Source organism: Mesorhizobium sp. M5C.F.Ca.IN.020.29.1.1 (assembly GCF_003997375.1).
Taxonomy (GTDB): domain Bacteria; phylum Pseudomonadota; class Alphaproteobacteria; order Rhizobiales; family Rhizobiaceae; genus Mesorhizobium; species Mesorhizobium wenxiniae.
The window spans coordinates 1-11,941 of record NZ_RZSW01000147.1 but is presented as its reverse complement, the minus strand read 5'-3'; the positions used below and the strand labels follow the sequence as shown (position 1 = coordinate 11,941).

Genomic DNA, 11,941 nt, shown 5'->3' with positions numbered 1-11,941 from the left:
CCGGACGCCCTGAAATACAAGGCGCTGAGTCGATCGTGGCAGCAGGGCCGCGCCCAAGCCTGTGGACACGAGCGATAGCATGGTCAGTGCCCGCGTCGCCTCCTGGACGATCCGAACGTCATGCCAGTCTTGGTGAATGTGTCTACGATGCGGGCATGGAGCGCCGGGCCTTGTGCAGCCGGAAACATGATGAGCCCGTGGCGGGCGATGTCCGCCAGCGTCACCCCGTGCGTCTGCCGGTCGTCAGGCAGAACGGCAACAAGATCTTCAGCAGGATAGTCATGGACGTCGAGACGTTCGTCGGTCCCGAGCGGTGGATGCACGAAACCGATGTCGATCTCACTGCGCGACAGCGCCGCAATCTGCTCATTGGTGGACACCTCGATGAGCTTTGGATGGATGTCCGGATATTTCTCGCGAAGCCGTGACAGGAGGTGCGGCAGATGCTCGTAAAGGGCCGCCGACACGAAGCCGATCCTGATCTCGCCAGCTTCGCCGTTATGCGCTGCGCGGGCGACATGAAGCGCCGAATCGGCGTGCCGTATGGATGCTCGAGCCTCTTCGACGAAGGCCGAGCCGGCGCGCGTCAAGGTCAGGCGGCGGTTGGCCCGCTCGAATAGCTTGACGCCGAGCTCCTTTTCCAGGCGCCCGATCGATTGACTAAGCGGAGGCTGCGCCATGGCCAGCCGCAGTGCGGCACGACCCATATGCAAATCCTCCGCAACAGCGAGGAAATGTCGCAAGTGCCGAAGTTCCATATCTTGACGATATCAAAAACCCTCAGACGCGTCATCGAAAAGATATCGAATAGCTGGCAGTCTTTGCGGAACGCAATTGCGACCGGAGACGTCATGATGTCCCATTTTACCGCCTTTCCCCTCGTGCTCACCGCAGCTGCTATGATCGCCGCTCCAGCACCGGCAGGAGAGCCGGATCTCGTCCGGGCCGACAGGTTCGTCGAACTTCGGACGGGCGAGCGCCTCTTCGTCCGGGAGGTGCGCCGTCCTGGCGCAGCGTCCGAAGCCAACTCCGCCGTCCTCCTCGTCCATGGCGCACGCGTGCCCGGCGTTGCGTCCTTCGATCTGCCTGTTGCGGGTGGGTCGCTTGCCGCCGACCTCGCGGCGGACGGGCACCTTGTCTATGTCCTGGATGTTCGCGGCTACGGCGCATCGAGCCGCCCTGCGGCCATGAACAGGCCGCCGGATAAGTCCGCTCCCCTGATGCGTACCGAAGACGTCGTGGCGGATATTTCCGCAGCGGTCGACGCTATCGCGAAATGGAGCGACGTTTCGAGGGTCAGCCTCGTCGGCTGGGCCACCGGCGGACATTGGGCCGGCGCCTACGCCAGCCGCTTTCCGCAGAGGGTTGACCGGCTCATCCTCTACAACACCCTGCATGGAGGCTCAGACCAGCACTCCACTCTTGGCACCGGCTCGCCGCTCGAAAATCCCGACCGGCCCGGGACGTTCAATGTCCATACGTTCGGCGGTTATCGGATGAATACACGTCAGAGCCTATTCACTGCCTGGGACGACAGCATCCCGGTCGCGGACAAGGCCCAGTGGCGCGATCCCGCGGTCGCTGCGGCCTATGGTGATGCAGCACTCGCCTCCGACGAGACGGCGCCGACGCGCCAGCCGCCGAGTTTCCGGTCCCCAAGCGGCGCCATGGCCGACAGCTTCGAACTCGCCTTCGGTCGCCGGCAATGGGCGGCGGCGGCACTCACCATGCCAGTGCTCGTCATCCGCTCCGGACGGGATTTCTGGAGCCGGCCGGAGGACGCGAAGACAATCGTGGACGAATCACCAAAAGCGGAACGCCTAGACATCCCGGACGCCACGCACTTCGTGCATCTCGATCGCGAGGCCGCAGGGCGCGGTGTGTTCCTCGACGCTGTGAAGCGGTTTCTCGATCGGCGGGAGGAATGACCATGAAGGGTAGTTCATGTGTCCTGCGGGAGCAGCAGGCGCAAAGGTGTCAGGTCGACCGTTTCCAGGCTTTGCGGCTACCTTCCACCCGATAGCTACTCACCGCGCGGTTGCGGGGCTACGCCTATCTCCGCCGCGCCACATCTCGACTCTCCCGTCTCCGCCATTTCCCTGCGCGTAAAAACGTCAGACTTCGCTGGGCCGGCGCCGTTTCCTTGGATGTTCATGCTTTTGTCATCGATGAGCGCACCCATCGCGGCGAGGTGGTCGGCGAAGCCGGCAACGAACCGCCTGACCTTCAACGGAATGAAGCGGTTCGATGGATAGACAGCATGCACATGGTGCGGCGCATAGTGCCAGTCCGGCAGCACATGTTCGAGCGAGCCTTCGGCGATGAGCGGATCGAGTATCACCCTGTGCCCGAGGCCGATGCCGACGCCGGACAGCAATGCCTGATGATTGAGCAGCGAATTGTCAGAGCGCATGGCCGGTCGGATTCGCACCTCGGCCTTTTCGCCGCCCGGGCCGGTGAGCGGCACGACATCGCGCTTCCTGATGTGGGCGTAAAGCAGATAATCATGGTCGGCGAGATCTTCCGGGCGCCGCGGCCGGCCCCGGCGGTCGAGATACTCTGGCGTGGCCGCGAGGCAGCGCCCGATCACGCCGAGCTTGCGCACGATCAGCCGGTTGTCATCGATGGTCCCCATACGGATCGCCACGTCGAGCCCCTCTGCGATCACATCGACGAAACTGTCGGTCAGCGCCACGTCGAGCAACAGTTCCGGATAGGCGCGCTTGAACTCGATCAGATAGCTGCCAAGCACGCCGGCGCCGAAGCTGGCCGGCGCGCCGACGGCAAGACGTCCGCACATCTTCGATTCGAGGCAGCCGACGCTGCGGTCCGCCTCCTCGATGCGCTCAATGATGTCGCGGGCGCGCTCCAGATAACGCCGGCCGGCTTCCGTTGGCGAAACATGGCGGGTCGTACGGTCAAAGAGCCGGACGCCTAGACGCTTTTCCAGTGCGCGGATCTGCTGGCTGACGGCGGGCTGGCTCAAGCCCAACTCGCGCGCTGCCGCCGAGAAGCTGGCGGTATCGCAGGCGCGTACGAAGCTGGTCAGCTCGGTCAAGCGGTCCATGATGGCAACTCTCCGTCGTGATTAATAAACAAGAGTAATAAGAGATATAATGAATCGGCAAGTTCAAAAAGCTGAGCCTATGACGTAGATCCGCCTTGCTCCGCCTGGAGCTCTGGATCCCCAAACTGGAGACGATGCAATGCCGCTTTCCCGCCGTCATTTTCTCGCCGGTGCCGGCCTAACCGGCGGCACTCTCCTAGCCAATGTCTCCGTTCCGGCCTTGGCCCGCGCGCCCCTGGTCGACGCCGCAACGCTTGGCGCGCTGCGCCGCAACGTGGGATCGGTCCAGGTTACGGCGCTACTGGACGGCTATATCGACATTGGTTCCGAGCTGGTCATCGGGCTCGCTGAGGCCGATGCGGAGCGGCTGGCTGAGGCCAGCTTCCAGAAGCCCGGACCGCACCGCGCACCGGTCAATGCCTATCTCATCAATCTGGGCGACCGTCTGGTGCTCGTCGACGCCGGTACGTCGGACAGCATGGGCCCGTCACTCGGCCGACTTCCGGCCGCTATCGAGGCGGCGGGCGTTTCTCCGGACCAGATCGACACGTTGCTGATTACCCACATGCATCCCGACCATATCAACGGCGTTCTGACTCCCGCCGGCCAGGCGCTGTTTCCCAATGCCGAGCTCATCGTCACCGCCGCCGATTACGCCTTCTGGCATGACGACGCGAACATGAACCGGGCGCCGGATGGGGCAAGGCCGTTCTTCATCGGCGCCCGCCAGGCCGCCGCCGCCTATGCGAACCGCGTGCGGCAGGTGGCTGGCGAGGGCGAGGCGGTCGGCGCGATCCGCACCGTGCCGCTGCCCGGCCACACTCCGGGCCATGCCGGCTTCATCGTGGAATCGGACGGCGAGGCGCTGTTCATCTGGGGCGATGTCGTGCATATGGCTACCTACCAGTTCGCGCGCCCGGACTGGAGCATCGCCTTCGATGTTGATTCCAAGCTGGCTGCCGAAACGCGCAAGCGGACGCTCGACCGGGTCGCTGCTGACCGGATGCTGATCGCCGGCATGCATTTGCCGTTCCCCGGCATCGGCCATGTGGCGCGCGATGGCGACGCCTATCGCTTCGTGCCGGAAGAATGGCCCTATGCACTGTAGGGCGGCCAGCGCGGGAAGGGGCCATCATAGCCCAGCTGCTCCATGACGACGGCCACCTGCAAGGCCTGCTTCAGAGCACAATCGTCTCCCGGCGTTCCCAGCGGGTACCAAGCGTTCGGTACTAGAACGCGCTGACATAGGCGCCGCCGTCGACCGGTATGTTCTGCCCGGTCAGGTAGCCGGCATGAACTGAGCACAGGAAGGCGCAGATCTGGCCGAATTCCTCCGGCGTGCCGAGCCGCTTGGCCGGAACGTTGGCTGCTGCCTGGGTCTTGCGTGCGGCGGCAGCAGCCGGATCTTCGGGGGTGCCGGCTTCATGCGGGGGGCGCAGCCGATCGGTGTCGATCTTGCCCGGCAGCATGTTGTTGATCGTCACATTGCGGTCGATCACCGTCCGCGCGACGCCGGCCAGGAACGAAGTCAGGCCTGCGCGCGCGCCGGACGACAGATCGAGGCCGGGAATGGGAACATAGACCGACAGCGAGGTGATATTGACGATGCGGCCGAAGCCGCGTTCGGCCATGCCGTCGATCACAGCCTGAACCAGTTCGACCGGGGTCACCATGTTCTGGGTGACGCCTTCGAGGATTTTTTCGCGGTCGAGTTCGCGGAAATCGCGAAGCGGCGGTCCGCCATTGTTGTTGACGAGGATATCGGGATCGGGACAGGCGGCAAGCAGCGCCTTCTGCACCTCGGGCTTCGACACGTCGCCGACGATTTCGGTGACCTCGACGCCAAATCTTTCCCGCAGTTCGGCGGCGGTCTTCGCCAGCTGGTCGGCATTGCGCCCGTTGACGACCAGATCGCAACCGGCCTCGGCCAGCGCCATGGCGCACCCGCGCCCAAGTCCTTTGCTCGAAGCACAGACGATGGCCTTTTTTCCGCGAATACCGAGATCCATGGCGATTTCTCCTCTGTTTGGCGCGGCAACCTACTCTTGAGGCTGGACCAATCGCAACCGTCATACGGTTGTTGCATGAATCGGGGCATAGGCTGCACGAGAGCAACGGTGAGAATCCAATGCCTGGCGCAGAGCCCCGCACTTTCCGCAGCATGTTCATCTCCGACGTCCATCTCGGATCGAAGGCGGCGAAGGCCGAGTTCCTGATCGATTTCCTGCGCCATCACGACGCCGATATCATCTATCTCGTCGGCGACATCGTCGACGGCTGGCGGCTGAGACGGAGCTGGCACTGGCCGCAGAGCCACAACGACGTCGTCCAGAAGTTGCTGCGTAAGGCGCGCAAGGGCGCCAGCATCACCTACATCGCCGGCAATCACGACGAGTTCGCGCGCCAGTTCCAAGGCGTGCATTTCGGCGGCATCGTCGTCGCCGACCGCGCCATTCACGAGACCGCTGACGGCAAACATCTTCTTGTCATCCATGGCGACCAGTTCGACACTGTCGTCCACAATGCGCGCTGGCTGGCCTATCTTGGTGACTACGCCTACGACGCGGCCATGCTCGTCAACCGCGTGGTGATGCGGCTTCGCCAACTGCTTGGTCTGCCTTATTGGTCGTTTTCGTCCTGGGCCAAGGTCAACGTCAAAAAGGCGGTGAATTTCATCGGCTCGTTCCAGACCATGCTGACCGAGGAAGCGCGCCGCTCGCATGTCGACGGCGTGATCTGTGGTCACATCCACCATGCCGCGATCGAAAATTATGAGGACGTGCAATACATCAACACCGGCGATTGGGTGGAGAGCTGCACCGCGGTGGTCGAGCATTTCGACGGCCGGATGGAGATCCTGCACTGGGCGCACGTCCTGCCGGAGGCTCCGGTCGGCAACGAAGTGCTCGTGCCGATCGACATCAAGGGCAGGGCAGTCCAGGCTGCCTGACCAAACCCGACCTCACCTCGCTTTAATCGATTAGTGCAAGCGGTTCCGCCGGCTTTTTCAGCATGTTGTGGAATTGGCGTGCGCTGCAGACCGACTCGGCTGAACGCTGCGCCGACGGATTGCCTGTTGATGTCCTCCCTGCCGCCGCTTTCACCCGAACAGCTCGTCAAGCCGCGTCATTTCGAACTGCGGATGGGCCTGATTTTCTTCACGCTTTTCGTGCCGCTCGGAATACATTTGCCGTACTTCCCGCTGTGGTTGCAGGCAGAGGGTTTCGATGCCGAGCAGATAGCGGTCATTCTCGCAGCACCAATGTTCCTGCGCGTGGGGACGACGCCATTGCTTACAGCACTGGCCGACAGGGCGAGCGACCGCGCCCATGTTTATGTCGCGCTGATGGCCGCATCTGTGGCGTTGTCCGCCGGTTATTTTCTGACGCCGAGCTACGCCATGGTGCTCGCTGTTTCGCTGGCGCTCGCTGTGGTCTGGACACCGCATTCGCCGATTGCCGATTCGCTGGCACTGTCGGGAGTGCGCCGCTTCGGCTCCAACTACGCAAGCATGCGTAAATGGGGCTCGATCTCCTATCTATGCGCAAATCTTGCGGGCGGTTTCATCCTGTCGGCGACCGGCGCCCAGGCTGTTCCGATGATCATCTTCGTGGCGTTTGGCGCCGCACTTGTCGTCGGATTGATCGCGCCGCGGCTCGGCCGTCCGCGCCGTGCCTCGCTGCTTTCGGCGGCCGACATCCAGCAATCGGCGCCAAAACTCCTCAACGCCTATTTCCTGTATTTCTCCATCGGCGTCGGCGTCATCACCGCCAGCCACGCGTTTCTCTACGGCTTCGTGTCGATCTACTGGAAATCGATCGGCATCGGCGATCAGGTGGTCGGGCTGCTTTGGGGTTGGGGTGTGGTGGCCGAGATCGGCATGTTCATGGTCTTCACCCGGGTTTTCGGCTCCTTCTCGGTCGTGTCGATCATGGCGATGGCCGGGATAGGCGCGATCGTGCGCTGGATTGCCTTCCCCATGATCTGGCCGCTCGGCCTTGGCGTCGCCGGATTTTTCGCAGTCCAGACGCTGCATGCGGTCTCCGTAGCGCTGGTGCTGATCGGCCTGCAGAAAATGATCGGTGAGACGATCGCGGAGGAGCGCACCGGGGCCGCGCAAGGCATCGCCTATTTCTCCAACGGCTTTTTCACGGCCGTGGTGACGCTCTTGTCCGGCCCGCTTTATGACCGCTTCGGCGTGGACGGCTTTTTTGCCATGATCCCGATCGCCCTTATCGGCCTTGCGTTGATCGGGCTTGCCGCGCGTTCAGCCCCACAGCGCCGTATCGGGCGGTGACACCAGCGAACCCCGGTAGACGAGACCGGGAACACGGTCGCGGGCCAGCAGCAGTGGCCCGTCGAGATCGACGAAATCGGCATCCTGCGCCAAGAGCACGGCCGGCGCCATGGCCAATGACGTGCCAACCATGCAGCCAACCATGACGTCAAAACCCAGTACGCGGGCGCGATCGCGAAGGATGAGGGCAGCGGTCAAGCCGCCCGACTTGTCGAGCTTGATGTTGACGGCATCGTAAAGGCCGACAAGCGAGGCAAGGCCCTCTGCCTCATGCACGCTTTCATCAGCGCAGATCGGCACGGGATGCGCGATTTGGCGAAGGATGCCGTCACGGCCCGCCGGCAGCGGCTGTTCAATCAGGGCGATGCCGTATTCGGCGGCAAAGGCGAGATTTGCAACGATGTTGTCGTCGCTCCAGCCCTCATTGGCGTCAAGGATGATGCGGCTCGTCGGTGCCGCCTCCCTAACCGCGCGGATACGGGCCATATCGTTGTCACCGCCGATCTTGACCTTGAGCAGCGGGCGCTGGGCGTTGGCGCGGGCCTGGGCTGCCATCGCTTCGGGCTCACCGAGCGACAGCGTGTAGGCCGTCTCAAGCGCGCTCGGCGGAGCCGTGCACATGCTGAATGCGACCGGCTTGCCTGTGATCTTCGCCTCCAGGTCCCATAGCGCGCAGTCGATGGCATTGCGGGCGGCTCCGGCGCGCATGGCATCGAGCAGCGCGGCCCGGCTGATGCCGCCAGCGATCTCGCCGCGCATCGCCTCGATCGCATCGCGCACACCGTCCATCGTTTCGCCATAGCGCTTGTAGGGGACGCATTCGCCGCGCCCGCTCTGGCCGTCCTCGTGGATCGTCACTGTGATAACCTCGGCTTCGGTTTTCGAACCGCGCGAAATGGTGAAGGTCCCGGCGATGGGAAAGCGCTCGGCCTCGACCGAAATGACACGCGCCATATTTTTCTGCTCCGGCTGTGCGACAACGAGCTTGTCGGCAAATCGACAGGTGGGTTCCGTCAGGTTAAACAGATTGGCCCGTCAGGCTAACAGGACGCCATGTTTACCATCCGCAAACGCCACGCAAGCGGCACGACCGCCAAGGAGGCCGACCACCAGCCGCGCGTCGCGGTCGGTGAGGAGCGTGGCGTTCTGGGCTGCGCCTTCTCCGGAAACTGGACGACGCGCACCGTGACGCTGGTCGACGCCGAGATGCGCAAGATCGAGAAGCGCAGCGGTTTCCAGACGCTGGCGCTCGACCTTTCGCATATCGAGAAGATGGATACCGCCGGAGCCTGGCTGATCGACCGCCTGGTCAGCGCCTTCGAAAAGAAAGGCGTCGAGATCAAGCTGCAAGGGGAAAGCGAGATTGCCTCGATCCTGCTCGGCGCCGTTGGCGACGCGGTCCGGCGCGAACCCGATTCCGGCGGCACAAAGCCGCCCAACATCATCATTCGTGCGCTAGAGGCGGTTGGCCGGCGTGTCTATGAAATGCGCGACGATTTCCTGGCCGCGATGAACATATTGGGCGCCACGATACGCGGCTCGCAGATGAAGCTCGGCCGCGGCCATGCGGTCAATCCGGCGGCGATCTTCAACCAGATCGATCGCATGGGCGTCGGCGCCATCCCGGTGGTCGTGCTGATGTCGGCCATCGTTGGCGCGATCGTCGCCCAGCAAGGCGCCTACCAGCTCAGCTATTTCGGCGCCGATATCTTCGTCGTCGATCTGGTCGGCGTGCTGATCCTGCGCGAACTCGGCGTGCTGATGACCGCGATCATGATCGCCGGCCGTTCGGGCAGCGCCATTACGGCTGAAATCGGCTCGATGAAAATGCGCGAGGAGGTCGACGCGCTGAAGGTCATCGGGCTCAATCCAATCGGCGTGCTGGTGTTTCCGCGGCTGGTCGCGCTGGTGATCGCACTGCCTTGCCTGACGATCATCGCCAATTTCGCCGCACTCGGCGGCGGCATCCTAGCCGCATGGCTCTACTCCGACATCGCACCGGCGGCGTTCATCGACCGGCTGCGTGTCGCCATCGATCTCAGCACCATCTTTGCCGGGCTGATCAAGGCGCCGTTCATGGCCATGATCATCGGCACGATTGCCTCGGTCGAAGGCATGAAGGTTGGCGGCAGCGCCGAATCGCTGGGACAACACGTCACCGCTTCGGTGGTGAAGTCGATCTTCGTGGTCATCATCCTCGATGGGCTTTTCGCCATGTTCTACGCGGCGATCGAGTTCTGACATGGCGACGCAGGGCAGCACAAAGGCGACTGGGGTTGCGGAAGGGGCCGACGAAGACGAGATCGTGCTTTCCGCGCACGACATCACCGTGTCCTTCGGCGACAAGGTCATTCTCGACAGATTGTCGCTCGATATCAGGCGCGGCGAGATCCTCGGCTTTGTCGGCGCCTCCGGTGCCGGCAAGTCGGTTCTCCTGCGCACCATCCTCGGCCTGGTCCACAAGCAGTCGGGAACGATCAAGCTGTTCGGCGTCGATGTCGAAAAGGCGAGCGAGAGGGAGCGTCTTCGCATCGACATGCGCCTTGGCGTCCTCTTCCAGCACGGCGCGCTGTTTTCGGCGCTCACGGTTCTCGAAAACGTGCAGGTGCCGATGCGCGAATATCTCGACCTGCCCAGAAAGCTGATGGACGAGCTGGCGATGCTCAAGGTCGAACTGGTCGGGTTGCCGCCGGATGCGGCGCAGAAATTTCCGTCCGAGCTTTCCGGCGGCATGATCAAGCGCGCGGCGCTGGCGCGCGCACTGGCGCTCGACCCCGACATCGTGTTCCTGGACGAGCCGACCTCCGGCCTCGATCCGATCAGTGCGGCTGAGTTCGACGAACTGGTCGTCAAGCTGCGCGATACCATGGATCTGACCGTGTACATGGTCACGCACGATCTCGACACGCTGTTCACAGCTTGTGATCGGGTGGCCGTGCTCGGCAAGAAGAAAGTGCTGGTCGAAGGCACGATCGACGACATGCTCAGAAGCGAGGAACCCTGGGTGAAATCCTATTTTCGCGGAAAACGTGCGCGGCAACTTGATCTTGCGGCCCGCGCGTAGCCATAAGTGGATAAATGGAAACCAGAGCCAACTACGTCATTGTCGGCATTTTCACGCTAGCCGCGATCCTGGCAGCGTTCGCGTTCGTCTATTGGACGGCCGCGATCGGCGACAGAGGTGAGACGGCGATGCTGCGGGTGCGCATTCCGGGATCGGCTTCCGGCCTCGGCCGCGGCAGCTTCGTGCTGTTCAACGGCGTCAGGGTTGGGGATGTCAGGCGCGTCTATATCGACGTCGACAATCCGACCGCCGCCATAGCCGACGCCGAAATAGACCGCATGACGCCGATCACCAAATCGACGCAGGCCGACATCGGCCTCGCCGGCCTCACCGGTCAGGCCAATATCGAACTCAAGGGCGCCGATCCCAAGGAGCCCAACCTCCTCGATCTGGCGGAAAAGGAAGGCCGTGTCGCCGAGATCGTCGCCAATCCGTCGGCGGTCACCAATCTCTTGCAGACGGCGCAGAACATCTTCACCCGAGCCGATACGGTTCTCACCCAGCTCGAAGGCTTCACCAGGGACGTTCGCGGGCCGCTGACGCAGACCGTCAACAATGTGCAGACCTTCTCCGACGCGCTGGCCAAGAACTCCGAGGGCATCGACAAATTCCTCGCCAGCGTCAGTTCGCTTTCGGACGAGTTGAGGGGTGTCTCGGGCAAGCTCGACGGCACGCTGAAGGCGGCGGAAGGACTGCTCAACGCCGTCGACAAGGACCAGATCAAGAGCATCGTCGCCAACGTCGACACGGTGACCACGAACCTGAAGGAAACCAGCAAGCAGTTCGACAGGGTCGTCAGGAATGTCGACACGGCGGTAGGGTCGATCAACGATTTCGCTCAAAGGACGCAAGGCACGCTGGCCAAAGTCGACGGCGTTCTCGACGGCATCGACCCGGCACAGGTTCGCACCGCGCTGGCCAACATCCAGAAGGCCAGCGAAAACGCCAACGAGGCTGCCGCCGACATCGCCAAGGTGACTAGCAAATTCGCCAACCGGGCCGACGATATCGACCAGACCATCAAGGACGCGCAGCAGCTCGCGGAGCGTCTCAACGACGCTTCGGTGCGCGTCGACGGCATCCTCGCCAAGGTCGATACATTGCTCGGCTCAGGTCAGGCCGACGGCATGATAGCCGATGCCAGGAATACGCTGAGATCGTTCAAGCAGGTCGCCGACACCCTGAACGCCCGCCTCGGCACCATCACCGACAATCTGGCCCGATTCTCCGGTCAGGGCCTGCAGAACGTCGAAGCGCTGGTCCAGGACAGCCGCCGTTCGATCAGCCGCATCGAAGAGGCGGTGACGGATCTCAGCCGAAATCCGCAGCGTATCCTGTCAGGCGGCGAAGGCGAGGTTCGGCAATTCGACGGCAGGGTGCGGCGTTGACTTCGGCCTTCGCCCGCCCCAAGAACAGCGGGCAAGTGCGCTACGGATGCGGGTTGCTCATACGATTCGGGGACAACGGGGATCGCGTGTGAAGTCGGTCGTGCTTAAATTGGGCGGGGTCAAAT

The 11,941-nt window shown here is 63.0% G+C and carries 11 protein-coding genes; 7 read left to right on the top strand and 4 right to left on the bottom strand.

Annotated elements, in window-relative coordinates; all coding sequences use genetic code 11:
- Positions 1-83: 83 nt before the first annotated feature.
- Positions 84-707 carry a LysR substrate-binding domain-containing protein gene (locus EOA85_RS14240; RefSeq protein WP_245485755.1) on the bottom strand — a complete coding sequence of 208 codons (624 nt, stop codon included), beginning with the start codon at positions 705-707 and terminating at the stop codon, positions 84-86.
- A gap of 147 nt (positions 708-854) precedes the next feature.
- Between EOA85_RS14240 and EOA85_RS14235 the strand changes: the two genes are divergently transcribed.
- Positions 855-1,928: an alpha/beta fold hydrolase gene (locus EOA85_RS14235; RefSeq protein ID WP_127209861.1), complete on the top strand. Its 1,074-nt coding sequence runs from the start codon at positions 855-857 to the stop codon at positions 1,926-1,928.
- A 95-nt stretch (positions 1,929-2,023) separates the two neighbouring features.
- Here the strand turns inward: EOA85_RS14235 and EOA85_RS14230 are convergent, their stop codons facing one another.
- Entirely contained in the window at positions 2,024-3,067 is a 1,044-nt protein-coding gene (locus EOA85_RS14230; protein ID WP_127209859.1) for a LysR family transcriptional regulator, read from the bottom strand.
- A gap of 139 nt (positions 3,068-3,206) precedes the next feature.
- On the opposite strand from EOA85_RS14230, the gene EOA85_RS14225 reads away from it, so the two are divergent.
- Positions 3,207-4,175, top strand: a complete 969-nt coding sequence (locus tag EOA85_RS14225) for an MBL fold metallo-hydrolase (protein WP_065009508.1) — start codon at positions 3,207-3,209, stop codon at positions 4,173-4,175.
- Positions 4,176-4,296: 121 nt separating this feature from the next.
- Here the strand turns inward: EOA85_RS14225 and EOA85_RS14220 are convergent, their stop codons facing one another.
- Positions 4,297-5,076: an SDR family oxidoreductase gene (locus EOA85_RS14220; RefSeq protein ID WP_065009509.1), complete on the bottom strand. Its 780-nt coding sequence runs from the start codon at positions 5,074-5,076 to the stop codon at positions 4,297-4,299.
- Positions 5,077-5,228: 152 nt separating this feature from the next.
- Between EOA85_RS14220 and EOA85_RS14215 the strand changes: the two genes are divergently transcribed.
- A complete protein-coding gene (locus EOA85_RS14215) occupies positions 5,229-6,017 on the top strand; it encodes a UDP-2,3-diacylglucosamine diphosphatase (RefSeq protein WP_164759652.1) in 789 nt (262 codons plus the stop codon).
- Positions 6,018-6,146: 129 nt separating this feature from the next.
- Positions 6,147-7,364, top strand: a complete 1,218-nt coding sequence (locus EOA85_RS14210) for an MFS transporter (protein ID WP_127209860.1) — start codon at positions 6,147-6,149, stop codon at positions 7,362-7,364.
- Here the strand turns inward: EOA85_RS14210 and dgcA are convergent.
- On the bottom strand, positions 7,335-8,318 hold the full coding sequence (gene dgcA / locus EOA85_RS14205) for an N-acetyl-D-Glu racemase DgcA (RefSeq protein ID WP_127209857.1): 984 nt from the start codon (positions 8,316-8,318) through the stop codon (positions 7,335-7,337). The two genes, EOA85_RS14210 and dgcA, sit on opposite strands and share 30 nt — an antisense overlap.
- A 99-nt stretch (positions 8,319-8,417) precedes the next feature.
- Between dgcA and EOA85_RS14200 the strand changes: the two genes are divergently transcribed.
- Genes EOA85_RS14200 through EOA85_RS14190 form a run of 3 tightly spaced genes read left to right on the top strand, consistent with a single transcriptional unit; the run spans position 8,418 to position 11,816 of the window.
- Positions 8,418-9,605, top strand: coding sequence for an ABC transporter permease (locus EOA85_RS14200; RefSeq protein WP_127209856.1), 1,188 nt, complete (start codon positions 8,418-8,420; stop codon positions 9,603-9,605).
- A gap of 1 nt (position 9,606) precedes the next feature.
- Complete coding sequence (locus tag EOA85_RS14195; protein WP_065009514.1) at positions 9,607-10,428, top strand: ABC transporter ATP-binding protein; 822 nt, start codon at positions 9,607-9,609, stop codon at positions 10,426-10,428.
- Between the two features lie 14 nt (positions 10,429-10,442).
- Positions 10,443-11,816, top strand: a complete 1,374-nt coding sequence (locus tag EOA85_RS14190; protein ID WP_127209855.1) for an MlaD family protein — start codon at positions 10,443-10,445, stop codon at positions 11,814-11,816.
- Positions 11,817-11,941: the final 125 nt, after the last annotated feature.

Coding starts and splice junctions, on each gene's coding strand:
- dgcA (WP_127209857.1), bottom strand. CDS start 8,318: ATGGCGCGTGTCATTTCGGTCGAGGCCGAGCGCTTTCCCATCGCCGGG.
- EOA85_RS14210 (WP_127209860.1), top strand. CDS start 6,147: ATGTCCTCCCTGCCGCCGCTTTCACCCGAACAGCTCGTCAAGCCGCGT.
- EOA85_RS14195 (WP_065009514.1), top strand. CDS start 9,607: ATGGCGACGCAGGGCAGCACAAAGGCGACTGGGGTTGCGGAAGGGGCC.
- EOA85_RS14225 (WP_065009508.1), top strand. CDS start 3,207: ATGCCGCTTTCCCGCCGTCATTTTCTCGCCGGTGCCGGCCTAACCGGC.
- EOA85_RS14190 (WP_127209855.1), top strand. CDS start 10,443: ATGGAAACCAGAGCCAACTACGTCATTGTCGGCATTTTCACGCTAGCC.
- EOA85_RS14215 (WP_164759652.1), top strand. CDS start 5,229: ATGTTCATCTCCGACGTCCATCTCGGATCGAAGGCGGCGAAGGCCGAG.
- EOA85_RS14200 (WP_127209856.1), top strand. CDS start 8,418: ATGTTTACCATCCGCAAACGCCACGCAAGCGGCACGACCGCCAAGGAG.
- EOA85_RS14240 (WP_245485755.1), bottom strand. CDS start 707: ATGGGTCGTGCCGCACTGCGGCTGGCCATGGCGCAGCCTCCGCTTAGT.
- EOA85_RS14220 (WP_065009509.1), bottom strand. CDS start 5,076: ATGGATCTCGGTATTCGCGGAAAAAAGGCCATCGTCTGTGCTTCGAGC.
- EOA85_RS14230 (WP_127209859.1), bottom strand. CDS start 3,067: ATGGACCGCTTGACCGAGCTGACCAGCTTCGTACGCGCCTGCGATACC.
- EOA85_RS14235 (WP_127209861.1), top strand. CDS start 855: ATGTCCCATTTTACCGCCTTTCCCCTCGTGCTCACCGCAGCTGCTATG.